Origin of the sequence: Methylothermaceae bacteria B42, from assembly GCA_001566965.1 — a bacterium.
In the GTDB taxonomy this organism is placed as follows: domain Bacteria; phylum Pseudomonadota; class Gammaproteobacteria; order Methylococcales; family Methylothermaceae; genus Methylohalobius.
The window spans coordinates 1-19,008 of sequence record LSNW01000014.1 but is presented as its reverse complement, the minus strand read 5'-3'; the positions used below and the strand labels follow the sequence as shown (position 1 = coordinate 19,008).

Here is a 19,008-nt window from a genome sequence, read left to right as displayed (position 1 = left end):
CTTGCAGAATTTAGGTGCTATAATTAACCCCCATTTTATGCCACATAACCCTTGATGAGCCAAAAACTCTATATCCAAACCTTTGGTTGTCAGATGAACGAGTATGATTCCGACAAGATGCGGGATGTGCTCCACCGTTCTCACGGCCTGGAATTGACCGACGACCCTGAAGAGGCCGACGTCCTGCTGCTCAATACTTGTTCGATCCGGGAGAAAGCCCAGGAAAAAGTCTTCTCCCAACTGGGCCGCTGGCAGCCTTTGAAAGCCCGCCGTCCTGAGGTAGTGATCGGCGTCGGAGGCTGTGTCGCCAGCCAGGAAGGAGAAACCGTGCAACGCCGGGCGCCTTACGTGGATATCGTCTTTGGCCCTCAGACCCTGCACCGGCTGCCGGACCTGCTTGAACAAGCCCGCGCCGAAAAACGCCCGGTGATGGACATCTCCTTCCCCGAGATTGAAAAATTCGATGCCCTTCCCACCCCCCGGGCAGAAGGCCCCAAAGCGTTTGTATCCATTATGGAGGGATGCAGCAAGTACTGTACTTATTGCGTCGTCCCGTACACCCGGGGCACGGAAATCAGCCGCCCTCTGGAAGATGTGGTGGCGGAAGTCAAATCGCTGGCAAACCAAGGGGTGCGCGAAGTCAATCTCCTCGGACAAAACGTCAATGCCTACCGGGGAGCAACCGAAGACGGCGATTGGGCGGATTTGGCGCTATTGTTATTTGAAATTGCCAATATCGACGGTATCGGTAGAATCCGTTTCACGACTTCTCACCCGGCGGAATTCGATGATAACCTCATCGAAGCTTATGCCGCCATTCCGCAACTGGTAGATCATTTGCATCTCCCGGTTCAAAGCGGCAGCAACAAGGTTTTGGCGCAAATGAAACGAGGATACACCCGCCAGGACTATATCGATAAAATTGCCAGACTGCGGTCTGTCCGGCCAAATATTTCTCTGTCCTCTGATTTTATTGTGGGATTCCCCCAGGAAACCGAAGAAGATTTCGAGCAAACCATGGATTTGATTGAGCAAATCGGCTTTGACCACTCCTACAGTTTTATCTATAGCCAAAGGCCCGGCACGCCAGCAGCGGAAATGGCCGATGACGTGCCGTTGCAGACCAAAAAAATGCGTCTGGCCAGATTACAACAGCGAATTCAAGCCATGGCTGGGGAAATTTCCCGCCGCATGATAGGAACCCGGCAAACTATCCTGGTGGAAGGCGCGTCCCGCAAAAACCCCAAGGAATTAAGCGGCCGTACCGAAAATAACCGGGTGGTGAATTTTCAAGGCCCAATGACATTGACGGGCCAATTTGCCCAGGTAATTATTACCGAAGCCTTGCCGAACTCCTTGCGGGGACGGCTAGTCTAAGTTATGCTGAACTAAACAGCATTTTGAGGTGTTGAACCAGCCCAAGTGGCTTAAATCTTATCCATTGACAGAAAACTCCACAACGCTCCAAATCACCCTGGAGCCCGCAGACAATCATAGATTGGCCAATCTCTGCGGGCAATATGATGAAAACCTGAAACAAATCGAAAAACGCTTAGGCGTCGAGATTGCCAGCCGCGGTAATCGCTTCCAGATCATGGGATCCTGCCAACCGGTCGAGGCGGCATCCAGAATTATCCATAATCTGTTTCAAACCGCTTCCGAAGAAACCATCACTCCTCAGCACGTGCATCTTTCCTTGCAAAGTTCCAACGTCAATGCGTTATTGGAAGAGGAAAATCCGCAGGCGCCCGTGGTAATCCGCACCCGTAAAATGGTCATCAAGGCCCGGGGAAATAACCAGCAGCAATATTTAAAAAATATCCTTTCCCACGATATTAATTTTGGCATTGGTCCTGCGGGTACCGGCAAAACCTTTCTTGCCGTCGCTTGCGCGGTGGCTGCCTTGGAAGAAGAAACCGTCAAGCGATTGATTTTAACCCGGCCTGCCGTGGAGGCGGGGGAACGCTTGGGATTCCTTCCGGGAGACTTGGCGCAAAAGGTCGATCCTTATCTCCGCCCGCTTTATGACGCCCTCTACGATATGCTGGGTTTCGAGCGGGTTACCAAATTGATAGAACGCAACGTCATTGAAATCGCGCCCCTGGCCTTCATGCGCGGAAGGACGCTCAACGACTCCTTTATCATCCTCGACGAAGCGCAAAACACCACTGTGGAACAGTTGAAAATGTTTCTGACCCGGGTGGGATTCGGTTCCACCGCTGTCGTCACTGGCGATATCACCCAGGTGGATTTACCCAGGGATCGCCTTTCAGGACTGAAACACGTGCTGGAAGTCCTGGGCAACGTAAAAGGCATCAGCTTCACCCGCTTTGACGCCAACGATGTCGTTCGTCATCCCCTGGTGCAACGGATTGTCGCCGCCTACGAAGCTCACGATAAGGCCCGCGCCGAACTGGCTAAATGACCATTTGCGTTGATATCCAGCAAGCCAGCGAGGACCCCTGCCCTGACCCCGAACAAATAAGGCGATGGGTTGAACAGGCGCTGGCGGGCAAGGACGCTGAAGTTTCTCTTCGTATCGTGGACGAAGCTGAAATGACAACCCTCAACCATCGCTACCGGGGCAAACAAGGTCCAACCAATGTGCTCAGCTTCCCCTTTGATCCCCCGCCCGGGGTGCCCACGGATTTCCTCGGCGATATCGTCATCTGCTCATCTGTCGTGGCTAAAGAAGCCCGGGAGCAAGGCAAATCCCTTTCCGCCCACTGGGTCCATATGGTTGTGCATGGCTTACTGCACCTGCAAGGTTACGATCATATCGACCCCAAGGATGCTCTGGCCATGGAACAAGTGGAAATAAAAATACTAGCCCGACTCGGTTATGACAATCCCTACCAAGAAGAGGTACTCACCCACCATGAATGACGAACAACCGGACGAATATAACGACTCGAAAAACTGGGTCGAACGGTTGAGCCATTTCTTTTCCGGCGAACCCAAATCCAGAAGCGAACTACTGGAAATCCTCCGCGACGCGCAAAAGCGCCACATCATCGACCCAGATGCCATGTCCATGATTGAGGGGGTGCTGAAGGTTTCGGAATTGCGGGTGCGGGATATCATGATTCCCAGGGCGCAAATGGATGTCGTCAACCAAAATTCCTTGATAGAAGAAGTCTTCCCCATCGTCATTGACACGGCCCACTCCCGCTTCCCTGTCATAGGAGAAGACCGCAGTGAAGTCGTGGGCATCCTGTTGGCCAAGGACTTATTGCCCTATGCCCTGCGGCAACAGCTGGATGTCCCTGTCAAAAAAGTCATGCGCTCGGCCCACTTTGTACCGGAGAGCAAACGTTTGAATGTCATGTTGCGGGAATTTCGCATGCGCCGTCAACACATGGCGATTGTCATTGATGAATACGGCGCCGCCGCGGGCCTGGTGACCATTGAAGATATTCTGGAACAGATTGTGGGCGAAATTGCCGACGAACACGATCTGGAAGAAGAATATGTATTCCGCCGCAGCAGCCAGTGCTACACCGTCAAGGCGATCATGCCCATTGAGGAATTTAATGAACATTTTGGCACCCAATTGGAGGCCGGCGAATTTGATACCATTGGCGGTTTGATCGTTCATCAATTCGGCCACGTTCCCAAACGAGGAGAAAAAGTTCAAATCGATCATTTGATATTCGAGGTGCTGCGCGCCGACAACCGCCGGATTCATATGCTCAAAGTCAAAGTCTTGGAGCCGAAAACTTCTGACATGGCATCCAGTGCCAATTAATCCTTTTGCCTATCCCAAGCCCCTGGCATTCATCGCCGGGGCAATTCTTCCCTGTGCCTTTGCGCCATTCGGCCAAAGTTATCTGGCACCTTTCATGCTGGCGATACTTTTTTTCTGCTGGCAACAATGTTCCACCCCACAGCAAGCAGCCTGGCTGGGCTATCTGTTTGGCCTGGGGCAATTCGGATTGGGAACCTGGTGGGTATTCATCAGCATGCACGAATTCAGTGGCGCGGGCACCTTGCCATCCAGCCTTTTGACCCTGCTTTTCATCAGTGTGCTGGCCCTGTTTCCGGCACTGGCGGGAGGCGCCGCACGCTGGCTGTGCCGGGGAGAAATGCCGGTCTGGCAGGTTATCCTGATCTTCCCTACCACTTGGATTATTGGGGAGATACTGCGGGGATCCATCATGAACGGTTTTCCCTGGCTGGAAATCGGCTATAGCCAAACCGACACGCCCCTTGCGGGCTACGCGCCAGTTTTTGGAAGCTATGGCGTTGGCTGGCTCACCGCTCTGACAGCGGCCAGTATTTGGTTATTATTTCAAATCCGGGTCGCCGCATATCGGCTAGTGGCCTCATTAATTCTGATCTGGGCGGCTGGCGCCGGACTCAAACTCATCGACTGGCATCAACCGGCGGGTGAGCCTTTTCAGGCCACCCTCTTGCAAGGCAATATTCCCCAGGACATGAAATGGCAACCCGAAACCCGCCGGCGGATTCTGGAAACTTATCTCACCATGACCCGGCAACACTGGGATTCCAAGCTTATCGTTTGGCCGGAAACCGCGGTCCCGGCATTTCTCCATCAGGTTCGAAACAGTTTTATCAACCCCCTGGAAAAAGAAGCCATACAAAAAGGATCGGACCTGTTGATTGGCGTTCCGGTACTGGATCAAACCACCAATCAATACTACAACGCTATTATCAGCCTGGGACAAACCCCAGGGGTTTATTACAAACGCCATTTGGTGCCTTTTGGGGAATATTTGCCCCTTCGATCCGTGTTTGGATTCGTTCTCGATCTTCTGCAAATTCCCCTATCGGATTTTGCCGCAGGATCAGATGATCAACCACTGCTGATTGCTGCCGGCTATCCTCTATCCCCCACTATTTGCTATGAAGACGCCTTTGCCCGGGATGCCCTCGCTGGCTTGCCAGAAGCCACCTATATGGTCAACGTCAGTAACGATGCCTGGTTTGGCGATTCCATCGCCCCCCACCAGCATTTACAAATGGCGCGCATGCGGGCATTGGAAGGCGCCCGTTTTCTCCTTAGAGCCACCAACACCGGTATCACGGCGGTTATTGGCCCGGATGGCAAAGTACGCTCTCAAGCCGCCCAGTTCGTCCGCACCTCCCTGACCGAACAAATCACCCCGCTGGCTGGCGCCACACCTTATGTTCGATGGCGTGATTGGCCATTATGGCTATGGCTGTTTATTATTTCGGCAGGAGGACTGTGGTTAAGATTGCGCGAGCAAGGCGCCAGCGATGAAACCAGATGAAATCTGGTTCATTTCCGACCTGCACCTGAGCCCTTCAACACCACACACCCTGCGGCGGTTTTGCCAATTAATCCAGCGCTGCAAACAGCAAGCAAAGGCCCTTTATATTCTGGGGGATTTATTTGATGTCTGGATTGGCGACGATGACCCTTCCCCACTGGCCAAAAACGTCACAAGCCAACTACGGTTACTTACCCATGCCGGAGTCAATGTCTATTTTCAAGCAGGCAACCGGGATTTTCTCATTGGTGAAGCATTTGCCGCAGCTGCCGGAGTCACTTTGCTCCCAGACTATCATGTTATTTCCCTATCCGGCCAACCGACCTTGCTCATGCACGGAGATCTTTTGTGCAGCGACGATACCCGCTATCAACAAATCCGCCAACAAATTCGCACGCCCGAGTGGCGCGAACGGGCGCTGGCCAAACCATTGTGGCTCAGAAGAACCTGGGCCCGCTGGTACCGGTTAAGAAGCAGGTTTCACACCCGCCAAACCGATTTGAATATCATGGATGTCAATCAAAACACCGTCCAGCAAACGATGGCCAAGTTTAATGTCACCCAACTCATTCACGGGCACACGCATCGCCCAGGCATTCACAAAACCACACTCAATGGCAACCCATCTGGCAAACGCATTGTATTAACGCCCTGGGATCGGGAAGGACAGGCTTTATCTTGGACGGCCAGCCACTTCAATAACCTACGATTCCCATAACATTCAGCCACTTCTATCGACTGCTCTTTGTTTGCTTTTTCCCTAAAGGAAAACGGTGCAGCATAGTATGTCTACCAGATATTTATACACACAAAAAAGCCGGCGGCAGCATAATAATCTGACGCCGGCTCAAAAGAAATAAAAATGGCCTATCTGCTAGATAACAAGGCCACTTCTACTTATTACGCAAACTGCCTGCGAGGACGGAAGTCATCCCGGGGGCGCGCTTCGTTGACTTTCAACGCGCGGCCTTTGAGATCCTGTCCATCCAGGCTTTGAATTGCAGATTCCGCTTCCGAATCCACCGGCATTTCCACAAAGCCGAAACCTTTGGAACGGTCGGTGTAACGGTCCTTGATGATCCGCACAGAAGAGACTTCGCCAAACTCGGAGAAAGTATCGCGCAGTTCGTCTTCAGTGAGTTGATACGACAAATTACCTACATAAATATTCTTCATTTCTATAACCCTATCGGAAAAATACGCCATTTTCTTCAATCACCGAAGACCCGGCCAATGGCGCGAGAACCAAGTCTTCGTGTTCCGGGCCAACGCCCGAATTTGTGTTTGGCCTGAATGGAATGTTATTCACTTTCCAGAGCCAATTGCTGCACTTTCTTTTCCAACGCCTTGAGCCTGGTCCAGACTTCGTGCAGGCGCTGGAATACGGCAATGTTTTTTAGATATTGCCGAAATGGCTGGGTCGGCGTCGCCGCGTACCTGCCTGGTTGCTTGATGCTATTGATAACCCCGGCGCGATGTACCAATACCGTATCATCCGGCACGGTCACATGATCGAGCACCCCGGTCTGGCCCGAAGCAATCACCCGCTTGCCAAAGCGGGATGAACCCGCGATGCCTGTTTGCGCGACCAGAATACAGTCTTCGCCCAATTCCACGTTATGGCCCAAATGACACAAGGCGTCGATCACGCAGCCTCGCCGTATCCGGGTCTCATTGAAGGTCCCACGGTCGATCGTGCAATTGGCGCCGATCACCACCCGATCCTCAATCACCACCTTGCCGGTATGAGGGATACGGTGATTCCTGCGGGCCTCATCCTGGGCGAAGCCAAAACCCTCCGAGCCAATCACAGCGCCGGATTTGATAATCACGTCTGCTCCGATTTCGCAGTCATAGCCAATAACGCAATGGGGATAAATGACACTCCTAAGACCAATCCTGGCGCCCTGCTCAATGACACTGCCAGCCATGACCACATTTTGACCGGCCAGTTTCACATCCGCACCCACCACGGCCAACGGTCCGATGACGACGTCACTGCCGATATCGGCGCTTGGATGAACCACGGCGGAAGGATGGACTTGCGGCCACTCGGTATGGAACAGGTCCCGATCGCCGTAACGTTGGCAGATCAGTGCTTGCGCCAGGCGGGGATTGGGTGCTACCAATACAGCGAAATCACACTCGGTTAGCTCAGCGGCAATGGCCGGGTTGGTCACTACAGCGGCAGGCTTGGCCTGGCGTAAGGCGGAAAGATAGCGGGGTTTCTCGATGAAAACCAAGCAGTGGTCTTCCATTTGCTCAAGGGGAGCTATGCCCTGGATGAGGGTGTCGGGGCCCTGGTGGGCGATGAGAACTCCAGATTTTTTGAATTGGTCTAGGAGTTCGGAAGCATGGAGATACATAAACAATCAGGTCGGTCAGATAGACAAAGCCTATTGGAGAAACCTGATAAATGCAAGGATTATTTGGAAAATTCCAATATTTTTTCTTCGCCGCGATATATTTTTGCCGCTAGATAAGCGTTTCTGCTTGCTCCATAAACAACATACAACAACACATCTGGACCCAGGACAACTTTTTTAAACTCGTAAGGCATCGATATCAGCTAGCCTGCCCAACCCCTCGGCCCTGTTTTTACCCAGGGCCACGTTATTTAAACACGTAAAGGATTGATTGAAGGTGGAGGGAGGTGGTCTGCTTCGAAATCCTCGCCGGCAGGGAGGCCGGCGTGGAGCCTACAGGGGCGAGCCGGACCGAAAGTCCAGTGAACTTTCGCAGCCGAGCGAACGCCCAAACAGGGAAGTTTGGGCAGGACTTTCTTGCAGAGCAGGATTGTGCAGCAAGAAAGTATTCACGGCGTTTTTCGAAGCAGACCACCTCCCTCGGCTTGAATAGATGACGGAGCCCCGGCTTTCTTCCCCCCTCGCCTTGTCATTCCCTGAGAAATAGCCTTAGAATCCTTCTATCGCCGATTAATCCGCAGGATTGCACTAAGTCTCAACATGGATCTGTCCATCGTCATCCCAGTCCGCAACGAATCGGGAAATATTCTTCCCTTGGTGGCGGAGGTGCGCGCGGCATTGGAAAGCCGTTACGACTATGAAATCATCTATGTGGACGATTACAGCACGGACGCAACGCCGGATGAACTAACACTGGCAGCCCGGCAATACCCTAAGCGCTTGCGGATTCTGCGGCATGCATCCCCTTGCGGCCAGAGTACCGCCCTATTGACCGGGGTCAAGGCTGCCCGGGCTCCCGTTATCGTCACCCTGGATGGCGACGGCCAAAACGACCCGGCCGATATCCCGGCGCTGGTGGATCATTTGCCCGCTACCCGTTACCGTGGCCAAGTTTGGCTGGTGATTGGCTGGCGGAAAGAACGCCGGGACAACCTGGTGCGGAAAATTTCCTCGAAAATAGCCAACGGTGTCCGCGGCCGCCTGTTGAAGGACGCCACGCCCGATACCGGCTGCGGATTGAAGGTATTCCACCGTGAAGCCTTCCTAGAATTGCCCCATTTTGACCACATGCACCGTTTCCTGCCCTCCCTCTTCCAACGTGCCGGCGGCAAGGTCCTGTCGATACCAGTCAATCACCGCCCTCGCAAACACGGGGAGAGTAAATACGGAATCGGCAACCGGCTGTGGGTAGGCCTGGTAGACTTGGCGGGCGTGCTTTGGCTGAGGCGCCGGCCCTGTCACGCTGAAATACACGAAAACCAATGACCCTTCAGCGTCACTGGCGGTTGATTCTCCCTGGCGCCGGGGCCTTGCTGTTGATTAGCGCCCTGGGTTGGGGCCTTCACAACACCCTCGACAAAACCTGGATAAATACCACCATCCGGGGCCATGGCCTTTCTGGCGAGCTCCTTTTTGTGATCACCGCCGCGCTGGCGGTTGCCGCGGGCATGTCCCGGCAATTCATCAGTTTTCTAAGCAGTTATGCCTTCGGGCTCGGCTTCGGCTTCGCCTTGGCGCTCGCCGCGTCAATAGCCGGCTGCACCCTTTCATTTTATCTGGCGCGATGGCTCGGACGTCATTGGGTAATCCAGCGTTATGGTCAGAAGCTAAAACCGATTGACGATTTTCTGCGCGGGCATCCTTTTACCATGACGTTGATTATCCGTTTGTTCCCCGTGGGCAGTAATTTAATGGTCAACCTGGCGGCGGGGGTCTCCGCCATCCCCTTTTGGCCGTTTCTCTTCGGCTCGGCCCTGGGGTATATTCCCCAAACCGCGGTTTTCGCCCTCATCGGCAGCGGCATAACCGTCAACTCCAGCCTGCGCATCGGTTTGGGCCTGGGGCTATTTCTGATGAGCGGGCTCCTTGGCCTGTCGCTCTATCTCCGCTACCAAATGAATAAAAACCAGCCGTTTTCCCGATGAGCCCTACCACCAATCGTGCGTTACTCTGCTTGCTGTGGGGCAGTGCCTTGGCCGTTGCGCTCGCCACCCGGCCCCTGTTACCCATTGTGGAAGCACGCTATGTATCCGTGGCTTGGGAAATGTGGACCCGTGGCGATTTCCTGGTGCCCTACCTCAATGGTGAGCCCTATCCCCATAAACCGCCGCTACTTTTCTGGCTGATCCATGGCGGATGGTGGCTGTTCGGCGTCAACGCCTGGTGGCCGAGGCTGGTCTGTCCCCTTGTTGGTTTATTGTGCCTGGGGCAGACCGCTTTATTGGCCCGCCGGCTGTGGCCCGACCAGCCCGAGATTGCCCGGTCCGCCCCTTGGTTGCTCTTTGGCACGCTGTTCTTCACTTTTTTCTACACCTTGGTGCAATTCGATCTTTTAGTAACCGCCTGCACTTTGCTGGGATTACTCGGACTACTCCAGGCCGCGCAAGGGCAACATCGTGGATTTGCCTTTTTTGGCCTTGCCATCGGCTTGGGCGTCCTCGCCAAGGGGCCTGTCATCTTATTGCACCTATTCCCGGCAGCACTTTTAGCACCCCTATGGACAAGCAGTGGACGCAGCCCGCGCTGGTTTCTCGGCCTGTTTCTGGCGTTGCTTGGCGGCGCCGTCATAGCGTTGGCCTGGGCGATTCCAGCGGCATACAGCGGGGGGGAAGCCTACCGGGAGGCGATTTTCTGGAAACAAACCGCTGGCCGGGTAGTGAATTCCTTCGCCCACCGGCACCCTTGGTGGTGGTACCTGCCCATGCTGCCATTATTGCTCGCGCCCTGGGTAGGTTGGCCAAGCCTATGGAAGCGCCCTGAAGCCTCAGGACTCCGTCATCTATTCAAGCCGGGGCGGGTGGTCTGCTTCGAAAAACGCCGTGAACACCTGCCCGAAGCCTCTCATCGGTACCCCTTAGCCTTTCTCACCACCTGGTTGGCGCCGGTTTTTGTCGGCTTCAGCCTAGTCAGCGGCAAGCAATTGAAATATTTGTTGCCCTTGCTGCCCGGAGCCATTTTGTTATTCGCCGCCACCCTCGATTCACGAAAACAGCTCATCACCGATTCCCGGGCGCCGGCGTATTATATTGGCGTCACGGGATTGTTCTTTACCTTGCTGCCCTTGGCGGCGCCGCACCTGGGGTTGCCACGGCTGGCTACCCTGCCGGTTTGGCCTGGCGCTCTGCTGATCCTTGCAAGCATGATAGGCTTGCGGTTCTGGCGGCCTGTTGCGCTTGCTCCAACAATACGCGGCATGACTGCCGCGTCAGCGCTGATCATCGTGCTGGCCCACTTGGGCCCCATCCGCGCCTTGGCGCCTACTTATGACGTAACGGAGGTCGCCGCCAACATTGGCAGATTCCAAAAGGCCGGTGTTATCGTCGCCCACGCCGGCAAATACCATGGCCAATTTCATTTTCCCGGCCGTCTGCGCCGGCCATTGGTAGTCATTCCTGTTTCATCGATCAAAACCTGGGCCAATCAGCACCCGAAGGCGGTCATTGTCGTCTATCGCAACCGATTTTCTCCACCGCTGCCCACTGAAGGGGCACTGGGGGCATGGGATTACCGGGGAAGGTCACAAAACCTGATGTTGTGGCGGGCATCGGACCTGGCCAAAGTTTTGACAAACAAACGATAAAGCCAGGCGTCCAATGGACTATTTTTCCAAATTCAATAAAATTTCCTTGGCGCGATTGACTTTGGCGGCCAGATAATCCGAACCGCCCCGGTCAGGATGGACTTTTTGCATCAATCGGCGGTGGGCGGCGATGATTTGCTGGCGGCTGGCGCCCGGTTCCAATCCTAATAATTGATAGGCTTCTTCCACCGAGTCCGGTTCAGCGCCGCCGGAATTTTCCGGCCCACTTTGATAACTCCTCCTATAGGCGCTGTGCTGCCGCCAAAATTGAATCAGGACCGGCAAGAGACGGGGAAGATAATAAGGGATAGCACGAGCTGATACCGCCAACACCGCGCCAATTAGGGGAAACAGCCAACTCTTGGCAAGTACGGCAAGGAGAATCAAAGCGGCAATGACTAGCAAACCCCCACTGCCCCGCAGTTTTTGCACTACCTCTTTGGGCGGCACCCGGCTGAACCACCGCAGCCCCCACCACAAAAGGGCAAGCAGGATAAAAAGCAGCACAATTCTAATCATATTGACCTTTTGAACCGTTTCATGGGTTTTCGTTCCTTGGCCTCTCAGTACGAATGCGATAGTATCGCCCAGATGGAAATCACGCGCATATTCAATCTTTTGGTTTGGGCCATTTTATCATTGGCCCTGCTGGCTGCTTGCGAAGGCCCGCTCAACAGCCCCTACCCGGCCGCGGAAAAGTACCGGAACATTTATTATTCCTCTTTCTCCGAACGCCCCAAACATCTCGATCCTGCGGTGGCTTACAGCAGCGACGAATACCGCCTGATCGCCCAGATCTACGAACCGCCGTTGCAATATCATTACTTGAAGCGTCCCTATACCCTGGCACCTTTGGCCGCCGCCACCATGCCGGATGTGAAATACTACGATGCTGGGGGCAGACCTCTCCCCGCCGACGCGCCGGTTGACAGCATTGCCTACAGTGAATATATCATCACTATCAAAAAAGGGATCCGCTTCCAACCCCATCCAGCCTTTGCCAAAAATAAAACAGGCATCCTGCTTTACCACCGGCTGACCCAAGACCTGCTGGATGGCATCCGCACGCCCATGGACTTCCCCAAGCTCGGAACCCGGGAATTGACCGCCAAAGATTTCATTTATCAAATCAAGCGCCTGGTCCATCCACAACTGCATTCCCCCATCGCTGGATTGATGAAGCAGCATATTGTGGGCCTGAAGGAATTCGCCAAGGCGATGCAGCAACGCTACGAACAAGAAGGCTCCGATGCTTTTTTCGACCTTCGCCCCTACCCTCTTGAAGGCGTCAAACAGATAGACCGCTACCGTTACAGCATCAAGATTCACGGTAAATACCCGCAATTTTCCTATTGGCTGGCCATGCCATTCTTTGCGCCCATGCCCTGGGAAGCCGATCATTTTTATGATCAACCCGCGCTCAAGGAACGCAACCTGACCCTTGACTGGTACCCGGTAGGCACCGGCCCCTATATGCTGGTGGAAAACAATCCCAACCGCCGCATGGTGCTCAAAAGGAATCCCAACTTTCATCTGGAAACTTATCCCCGCGAAGGAGAAGCCCAAGACCAAGAGAAAGGATTGCTCGCTGACGCCGGCAAGCCGCTGCCTTTCATCGATGAAGTGAAATACATCCTGGAGCGGGAATCTATCCCCGCCTGGAATAAATTTCTTCAGGGCTATTATGAAGCCTCTGGCATCGGCTCGGACAGTTTTGAGCAGGCCATCCGCTTTGGCAGCCAGGGACAGGCTGAATTGACCGATACCTTGAAAGACAAAGGCATATGCCTGGAAACCGCCGTTGCCCCTTCCATTTTCTACTTGGGATTCAATATGCTGGACCCGGTCGTCGGCGGCCTGACGGAGAAGCAAAGGAAACTGCGGCAAGCCATTTCCATTGCCATCGATTACGAAGAATACATCTCTATCTTTATGAATGGCCGTGGCGTCGCCGCCCAAGGCGTATTGCCGCCGGGTATCTTCGGCTATCGCTCCGGTCCCCAAGGGATCAACCCCTATGTCTACCACTGGGAGAATAACCGGCCGGTTCGAAAATCCATTGACGAGGCTCGCCGGCTACTCACCCAAGCAGGCTACCCTGGGGGACGGGACCCGAAAACCGGCCAGCCACTGCTGCTGTATTTTGATACTTCCGCCTCAGGGCCGGATGAAAAAGCCCGCCTCAACTGGTACCGCAAGCAATTCGAAAAACTGGGCATCCAATTGGTCATCCGCGCCACCGATTACAACCGTTTCCGGCAAAAAATCCGCACCGGCAACACGCAAATTTTCATGTGGGGCTGGAACGCCGATTATCCCGATCCTGAAAACTTTTTCTTCCTGCTCTACAGCGCCAACGGCAAAGTCAAATACGGCGGCGAAAACGCCGCCAACTATGAAAACCCGGAGTTCGACCGTTTATTCCTGCAAATGCGCAATATGGACAATACGCCCAAGCGCCTGGCATTAATTGCCAAACTCCAGGATATCGTCCGCCGCGATGCGCCCTGGGTATTTGGTTTTCATCCAAAATCCTTTTCCCTATACCATCAATGGCTGCATAATGTGAAACCCAACATGATGGCAAACAACGCCCTCAAATACATGCGTCTGGAACCACAGCCCAGAGCCGTTTTAAGGACGTTATGGAATCAACCGGTGTGGTGGCCGCTTGGATTGCTTTTTGCGTTTTTGATTTTAGCGGTACTGCCAGCCTATTTGAGCTACCGGCGGCGAATGCAGGCAAAGGCTGTCTGATTGTAACCAGTGAATTACCCAAGTTGTATAATTTACATTTTAATAACAATCAGCAGTTATCTGAAAGCAAAATGAACCACATTTACTGTAATGATTCTCAACGTTAGCTGGCAAAGGCCCGTACTACGGAATAATTACTTAAAACCATGACAGCCTACCTCATCCGCCGCCTTCTCTATGCCTTCCCCATTCTGATCGGCGTCAACCTGATTACCTTTTTGCTCTTTTTCGTCGTCAATCCGCCCGACGACATGGCCCGGATGCAGTTGGGGCATAAATATGTCACCCAGGAAGCCATCGACAAATGGAAGCACGAACGCGGTTATGACCTGCCTTTGTTTTACAACAAGCAGGCCGAAGGAGTAAAAAAAATCACTCAGACGATTTTCTATCAGAAATCGCTCAATTTATTTCTATTCCGCTTTGGGCGCTCGGACAGCGGCAGGAATATCGGCGCCGACATCCGGGAAAGGATGTGGCCATCATTGGCGATTGCCGTCCCATCCCTTATCCTTGGGCTAGCGGTTAATATTACTTTTGCCTTGTTGCTAGTTTTTTTCCGGCGCAGCTATCTGGAAACCGCCGGGGTGACCGGGTGCGTCATCCTGATGTCTATCTCCGCGCTGTTTTACATTATCGCCGGCCAGTATGTGTTTGGGAAATTGATGCGGCTGGTGCCCATCTCCGGTTACGAAAGCGGCTTGACCGCCATCAAATTCATTATTCTGCCAGTGCTTGTCGGGGTGGTCTCCGGCATTGGTTCCGGGGTGCGCTGGTACCGCACCTTGTTTTTGGAGGAAATTGAAAAGGACTATGTCCGCACCGCCCGGGCCAAAGGCTTGTCGGAACCGACGGTCCTGTTCCGCCACGTACTCCCCAACGCGATGATTCCCATTCTTACCGGCGTGGTGGCGATTTTACCCTTACTCTTCATGGGCAGCTTGCTGACTGAGTCCTTCTTCAGCATTCCAGGGCTGGGAAGCTACACAATTGAAGCCATCAACCGGCAGGATTTCGCCATTGTCCGCGCCATGGTGTTTTTAGGGTCGGTTCTGTACATCCTGGGGCTCCTGCTGACGGATATTTCCTACACCTTGGCAGATCCACGGGTGCGTCTGCAATGATACCCGTGATCTTGTGGACTGATGCCTTACTGTTTATTCTGGTCGCCGCCATTGTTCTGCTGGTGATTTACGCCCGCCACCAGGAACATCTGCGCCGCCCCTGGCGTAAAATTCTGCGTAACCGCAAGGGCATGGCGGCGCTACTGATTCTGATGGCATTTATGGCCATCGGGCTACTGGATTCCGTGCATTTCCGGAGCACCAGAGGCGGCGAAGTGATCAGCCTGTTCGATGTTTGGGTGGCGCCTTTAAAGACAAGGATGGAAAAAACCTACTCGGCTCCTTTCGCTACCCATCTCTATACCAAAGAATACATGACGCTAACTGATGGCAGCCGGGAGTGGCGCTATCCACGTTTGGTTTATGGCGGCGCCCACCTACAAAACCCAGCAAAGAAATGGCGCGATATTGCCGCCACCACATCCATCGGCATCCTCAAAGGACTGGGACTCGGGGTATTCCTCATGTCGCCGCTTTACTTTTTCAGAAAAGGGAAACCTGGCTGTTCCGACGTTCCCTGGGGCACGCTCTCAACGACGGTGATTTTATTATCGGTACTGGGTTTTTCCCTGGCCGAATTGAGTTTGAAATACCATGTACTGGGCACCGACAAGGTGGGAGAAGATGTCCTCTATCAAACTTTGAAAAGCATCCGCACCGGCCTTGTCATCGGCACCTTGACCACCTTGGTGATGCTTCCCTTTGCCCTCATGCTCGGGGTCCTGGCGGGTTATTTCCGGGGCTGGATTGACGATATCATTCAATACACCTACACCACCTTGAACTCCATTCCCGGTGTCCTTTTGATTGCTGCCTCGATCTTAATGATTCAGGTCTATATGGCGGCCCATGAGGATCAATTCGCCAATCTGGCGGTTCGCGCCGATATGCGGCTGTTCTTTTTGTGCCTGATTCTCGGCATCACCAGTTGGACGGGGTTGTGTCGGCTGCTGCGGGCGGAAACCCTGAAACTGCGGGAAATGGAATATATCCAGGCAGCGCGGGCGCTGGGGGTTTCCCATCCCGTTATCTTGATCCGCCATATCGTCCCCAATCTTTTTCACATTGTTTTGATATCCGTGGTGCTGGATTTTAGCGGACTGGTGCTGGCGGAAGCGGTGCTGTCTTACGTCAACATCGGCGTCGACCCCACCACCCAAAGCTGGGGCAACATGATCAATAGCGCGCGGCTGGAACTGGCCCGCGATCCCATCGTCTGGTGGACGTTGCTTGCGGCCTTTCTGTTTATGTTCACCTTTGTTTTATCCGCCAACCTGTTTGCCGACACCGTTCGTGACGCTTTTGACCCTAGAAGAGCAGAAACATGACCTACCGCACCGTCATTCACCAGGCCAACCTTCCAACCGGGCACCGGGAACGCCTTTCTTCGTTAGGTGAGCTGCAACAAGGCAAGGGTTATCTCTTGCTGCATCACCGCGAGCCTTTGGCGCTGGAAGATCTACGGCAACCTCTTGGCTGTGATATCAACACCCTGCCGCTCAAGTTTGATCCTACCCAAGCCAGGCTTTTCATCACCGATCTTGATTCCACCCTCGTCGCCATTGAAACCATTGATGAACTGGCGGCCATGCTGAATCTTCGCGCGCAAGTCTCCGCCATCACCGAAAAAGCCATGGCGGGGGAGCTGGATTTCGCCGCCGCCCTCAAGGAACGGGTAGCGCTGCTGGAAGGACTGCCCGAATCAGTGTTGGAACAGGTATTCCACGAGAAAATGAAGCTGAACCCTGGCGCCAAGGAAACCCTCGCCTGGCTCAAGCAACGAGGCGTTTTTATTGCCGTGGTCTCCGGCGGCTTCACCTTTTTTACCGACCGTTTACGGCAAGCCCTCCCCATTGATGACGCCCACGCCTGTCAGCTTGAAATCAAACAAGGGCGGCTCACCGGACGGCTCACAGGCCCGATTGTGGATAAACATGTCAAAGCGGAATTTCTCCAGCAACTTTGTCAAAAACTGGCCATCAACCCCGAGCAAGCCGTGGCCATGGGAGACGGCGCCAATGATATCCCGATGCTGGCGATGGCCGGCATGGGCATTGCCTATCACGGCCACGGCATCACCCGCAACCATGCCGATGTGTTAATCGACCACGGCGACTGGCACGATGTAAGGTATTTATTGTTGGAAGGCTTGAATGACTGACCCGCTCCTGCGCCTGGACAATCTGACCACCCGCTTTCATCAAGCAGAGCGGGTCTTCACCGCCGTGGATTCGGTCAGCTTTGCCATTCAGCGGGGCGAAACCTTTGCTTTGGTAGGGGAATCGGGTTCCGGCAAATCCATGACCGCCCTGTCAGTCATGCGCCTGCTGCCGCCGGACGCCAAAATCGTATCGGGCCAAGCCGTTCTTGAGGGTGACGATCTGTTCCAGCTCACCGAATGGCAAATGAACCGGGTTCGGGGCAAGCGCATCGGGATGATTTTCCAAGATCCCATGACCTCGCTCAACCCAGTCAAATCCATCGCCATCCATATCATGGAAGCTTTGAAAATCCACTTGGGATTGACGGGCGAGGACGCCCATATACGTTGTATCGAACTGTTGCACCAAGTGGGCATTCCGCAACCGGAAAGGCGCCTGTGGGACTATCCTCACCAACTGTCGGGTGGACAGCGCCAGCGGGTGATGATTGCCATTGCCCTGGCCGGCGAACCCGATCTGCTCATTGCCGACGAACCCACTACCGCGCTGGATGTCACCATCCAGGCGCAAATTCTGAAACTGCTCAAAACCCTGCAAGAGCAACGGCAAATGACCTTGTGGCTCATCAGCCACGACCTGGGGATGGTGGCCGATCTCGCCGACCAGGCCGCGGTAATGCAACAGGGCAAGATTGTCGAAATTTTCAACAAAAAAGACGGCCCGTTATTTTCCAACCCCAAACATCCCTACACCCGTCAATTACTCGCGGCCCTCCCCAAGCTGGACAGTTGCCTGCAGCGGCAATCCCAGCCCGCCCCGCCTTTGCTGCAAGTGAGTGATTTCCGGGTCTGGTATCCCATCCGCAAGGGAATCTTAAAACGGGTGGTGGATTATGTGCGGGCGGTGGATGGTGTCTCGTTCACCCTGCAAAAAGGCAAAACCCTGGCCCTGGTGGGGGAATCCGGCTGTGGCAAGACCACCTTGGGCAAAGCCATTCTCAAGCTGATTCCCGCCACCTCCGGCCAAGTGTACTTTGACGGCCAGGAACTGGATACCCTGCCCATCAAGCGCCGCTGTCGGGCCATGCAAATCGTGTTTCAGGACCCTTTTTCCTCCATGAACCCCAGAATGCTGGTAGGCGATATCATTGCCGAAGGATTAAAGTCACTGCGCCCGGAAATGAGCAAACCCGCCCGAATCAAACGCACCGAACAACTGCTCGAACAAGTGGATCTTTCACCAGAGGCCAGGCTCCGTTATCCCCACGAATTTTCCGGCGGCCAGCGCCAGCGGATCTGCATCGCCCGGGCCTTGGCGGTGGAACCCCAATTGATTGTCTGCGACGAGCCCACCAGTGCCCTGGATGTCTCCGTGCAACAGCAGATTATCGAGCTGTTGAAACGGCTTCAGGAAAAAACCGGCGTCAGTTATCTGTTCATCAGCCACGACTTGGCCGTGGTTGCCGAAATCGCCGACCAAATCGCGGTGATGGACCAGGGTAAAATCGTCGAGCTAGGGGAAACCCGTCAAATCCTGTTCCACCCCCAACACGCCTTCACCCAAAGGTTGCTGTCATCCTTGCCGGGCAAGCAGCTTTATTCTTCATCTCAAACTAATGTGGTCTAATTCCCACGGACACCCAGTTAAGGGATAATTTTTAAAAACTGAGGTGAGAGATGACAGTACGCAAGAAATATACGAAAG

Annotated in this window: 18 protein-coding genes; 15 read left to right on the top strand and 3 right to left on the bottom strand. The window is 54.0% G+C overall.

Annotated features, from left to right (window positions below):
- Nucleotides 1-54 precede the first annotated feature (54 nt).
- From AXA67_06810 to AXA67_06785, 6 genes are all read left to right on the top strand, one after another.
- Nucleotides 55-1,377, top strand: coding sequence for a tRNA-2-methylthio-N(6)-dimethylallyladenosine synthase MiaB (locus AXA67_06810; GenBank protein ID KXJ40934.1), 1,323 nt, complete (start codon nt 55-57; stop codon nt 1,375-1,377).
- Nucleotides 1,378-1,441: 64 nt separating this feature from the next.
- Nucleotides 1,442-2,425, top strand: coding sequence for a phosphate starvation-inducible protein PhoH (locus AXA67_06805; GenBank protein KXJ41117.1), 984 nt, complete (start codon nt 1,442-1,444; stop codon nt 2,423-2,425).
- The gene (locus AXA67_06800) at nt 2,422-2,886 is read left to right on the top strand and encodes an rRNA maturation RNase YbeY (GenBank protein KXJ40933.1); all 465 of its coding nucleotides are present in this window, start codon (nt 2,422-2,424) and stop codon (nt 2,884-2,886) included. The genes AXA67_06805 and AXA67_06800 overlap by 4 nt, the downstream gene beginning before the upstream one ends.
- Nucleotides 2,879-3,748, top strand: coding sequence for a magnesium/cobalt efflux protein (locus AXA67_06795; GenBank protein KXJ40932.1), 870 nt, complete (start codon nt 2,879-2,881; stop codon nt 3,746-3,748). Before AXA67_06800 ends, AXA67_06795 begins: the two co-directional genes overlap by 8 nt.
- The gene (locus tag AXA67_06790) at nt 3,738-5,255 is read left to right on the top strand and encodes an apolipoprotein N-acyltransferase (protein ID KXJ40931.1); all 1,518 of its coding nucleotides are present in this window, start codon (nt 3,738-3,740) and stop codon (nt 5,253-5,255) included. Before AXA67_06795 ends, AXA67_06790 begins: the two co-directional genes overlap by 11 nt.
- Nucleotides 5,242-5,973 carry a hypothetical protein gene (locus AXA67_06785; GenBank protein ID KXJ40930.1) on the top strand — a complete coding sequence of 244 codons (732 nt, stop codon included), beginning with the start codon at nt 5,242-5,244 and terminating at the stop codon, nt 5,971-5,973. The genes AXA67_06790 and AXA67_06785 overlap by 14 nt, the downstream gene beginning before the upstream one ends.
- 182 nt (nt 5,974-6,155) lie before the next feature.
- On the opposite strand, the gene AXA67_06780 is transcribed toward AXA67_06785, so the two are convergent.
- Complete coding sequence (locus AXA67_06780; GenBank protein KXJ40929.1) at nt 6,156-6,431, bottom strand: RNA-binding protein; 276 nt, start codon at nt 6,429-6,431, stop codon at nt 6,156-6,158.
- A gap of 125 nt (nt 6,432-6,556) precedes the next feature.
- The gene (locus tag AXA67_06775) at nt 6,557-7,621 is read right to left on the bottom strand and encodes a UDP-N-acetylglucosamine acyltransferase (GenBank protein KXJ40928.1); all 1,065 of its coding nucleotides are present in this window, start codon (nt 7,619-7,621) and stop codon (nt 6,557-6,559) included.
- A gap of 287 nt (nt 7,622-7,908) precedes the next feature.
- On the opposite strand from AXA67_06775, the gene AXA67_06770 reads away from it, so the two are divergent.
- From AXA67_06770 to AXA67_06755, 4 genes are all read left to right on the top strand, one after another.
- Nucleotides 7,909-8,118: a hypothetical protein gene (locus AXA67_06770; protein ID KXJ40927.1), complete on the top strand. Its 210-nt coding sequence runs from the start codon at nt 7,909-7,911 to the stop codon at nt 8,116-8,118.
- 103 nt (nt 8,119-8,221) lie between these two features.
- Nucleotides 8,222-8,947, top strand: coding sequence for a dolichol-phosphate mannosyltransferase (locus AXA67_06765; protein ID KXJ40926.1), 726 nt, complete (start codon nt 8,222-8,224; stop codon nt 8,945-8,947).
- On the top strand, nt 8,944-9,606 hold the full coding sequence (locus tag AXA67_06760) for a hypothetical protein (protein KXJ40925.1): 663 nt from the start codon (nt 8,944-8,946) through the stop codon (nt 9,604-9,606). The genes AXA67_06765 and AXA67_06760 overlap by 4 nt, the downstream gene beginning before the upstream one ends.
- Nucleotides 9,603-11,261 carry a hypothetical protein gene (locus AXA67_06755; protein KXJ40924.1) on the top strand — a complete coding sequence of 553 codons (1,659 nt, stop codon included), beginning with the start codon at nt 9,603-9,605 and terminating at the stop codon, nt 11,259-11,261. The genes AXA67_06760 and AXA67_06755 overlap by 4 nt, the downstream gene beginning before the upstream one ends.
- 18 nt (nt 11,262-11,279) lie before the next feature.
- On the opposite strand, the gene AXA67_06750 is transcribed toward AXA67_06755, so the two are convergent.
- Nucleotides 11,280-11,780 carry a hypothetical protein gene (locus tag AXA67_06750; protein ID KXJ40923.1) on the bottom strand — a complete coding sequence of 167 codons (501 nt, stop codon included), beginning with the start codon at nt 11,778-11,780 and terminating at the stop codon, nt 11,280-11,282.
- Between the two features lie 72 nt (nt 11,781-11,852).
- On the opposite strand from AXA67_06750, the gene AXA67_06745 reads away from it, so the two are divergent.
- The 5 genes from AXA67_06745 (at nt 11,853) to AXA67_06725 (ending at nt 18,930) form a co-directional block, all read left to right on the top strand.
- Entirely contained in the window at nt 11,853-14,018 is a 2,166-nt protein-coding gene (locus AXA67_06745; GenBank protein KXJ41116.1) for a peptide ABC transporter substrate-binding protein, read from the top strand.
- A 146-nt stretch (nt 14,019-14,164) separates the two neighbouring features.
- Nucleotides 14,165-15,142, top strand: coding sequence for a peptide ABC transporter permease (locus AXA67_06740; protein KXJ40922.1), 978 nt, complete (start codon nt 14,165-14,167; stop codon nt 15,140-15,142).
- Entirely contained in the window at nt 15,139-16,470 is a 1,332-nt protein-coding gene (locus AXA67_06735; protein KXJ40921.1) for a peptide ABC transporter permease, read from the top strand. Before AXA67_06740 ends, AXA67_06735 begins: the two co-directional genes overlap by 4 nt.
- Nucleotides 16,467-17,303, top strand: coding sequence for a hypothetical protein (locus tag AXA67_06730; GenBank protein KXJ40920.1), 837 nt, complete (start codon nt 16,467-16,469; stop codon nt 17,301-17,303). Before AXA67_06735 ends, AXA67_06730 begins: the two co-directional genes overlap by 4 nt.
- Nucleotides 17,296-18,930 carry an ABC transporter ATP-binding protein gene (locus tag AXA67_06725; protein KXJ40919.1) on the top strand — a complete coding sequence of 545 codons (1,635 nt, stop codon included), beginning with the start codon at nt 17,296-17,298 and terminating at the stop codon, nt 18,928-18,930. Before AXA67_06730 ends, AXA67_06725 begins: the two co-directional genes overlap by 8 nt.
- Nucleotides 18,931-19,008: the final 78 nt, after the last annotated feature.

What these genes read in the sequence shown, in the direction of transcription:
- AXA67_06810 (KXJ40934.1), top strand. Translation starts at nt 55, where the DNA reads ATGAGCCAAAAACTCTATATCCAAACCTTTGGTTGTCAGATGAACGAG.
- AXA67_06800 (KXJ40933.1), top strand. Translation starts at nt 2,422, where the DNA reads ATGACCATTTGCGTTGATATCCAGCAAGCCAGCGAGGACCCCTGCCCT.
- AXA67_06795 (KXJ40932.1), top strand. Translation starts at nt 2,879, where the DNA reads ATGAATGACGAACAACCGGACGAATATAACGACTCGAAAAACTGGGTC.
- AXA67_06785 (KXJ40930.1), top strand. Translation starts at nt 5,242, where the DNA reads ATGAAACCAGATGAAATCTGGTTCATTTCCGACCTGCACCTGAGCCCT.
- AXA67_06780 (KXJ40929.1), bottom strand. Translation starts at nt 6,431, where the DNA reads ATGAAGAATATTTATGTAGGTAATTTGTCGTATCAACTCACTGAAGAC.
- AXA67_06775 (KXJ40928.1), bottom strand. Translation starts at nt 7,621, where the DNA reads ATGTATCTCCATGCTTCCGAACTCCTAGACCAATTCAAAAAATCTGGA.
- AXA67_06765 (KXJ40926.1), top strand. Translation starts at nt 8,222, where the DNA reads ATGGATCTGTCCATCGTCATCCCAGTCCGCAACGAATCGGGAAATATT.
- AXA67_06760 (KXJ40925.1), top strand. Translation starts at nt 8,944, where the DNA reads ATGACCCTTCAGCGTCACTGGCGGTTGATTCTCCCTGGCGCCGGGGCC.
- AXA67_06755 (KXJ40924.1), top strand. Translation starts at nt 9,603, where the DNA reads ATGAGCCCTACCACCAATCGTGCGTTACTCTGCTTGCTGTGGGGCAGT.
- AXA67_06750 (KXJ40923.1), bottom strand. Translation starts at nt 11,780, where the DNA reads ATGATTAGAATTGTGCTGCTTTTTATCCTGCTTGCCCTTTTGTGGTGG.
- AXA67_06745 (KXJ41116.1), top strand. Translation starts at nt 11,853, where the DNA reads ATGGAAATCACGCGCATATTCAATCTTTTGGTTTGGGCCATTTTATCA.
- AXA67_06740 (KXJ40922.1), top strand. Translation starts at nt 14,165, where the DNA reads ATGACAGCCTACCTCATCCGCCGCCTTCTCTATGCCTTCCCCATTCTG.
- AXA67_06735 (KXJ40921.1), top strand. Translation starts at nt 15,139, where the DNA reads ATGATACCCGTGATCTTGTGGACTGATGCCTTACTGTTTATTCTGGTC.
- AXA67_06730 (KXJ40920.1), top strand. Translation starts at nt 16,467, where the DNA reads ATGACCTACCGCACCGTCATTCACCAGGCCAACCTTCCAACCGGGCAC.
- AXA67_06725 (KXJ40919.1), top strand. Translation starts at nt 17,296, where the DNA reads ATGACTGACCCGCTCCTGCGCCTGGACAATCTGACCACCCGCTTTCAT.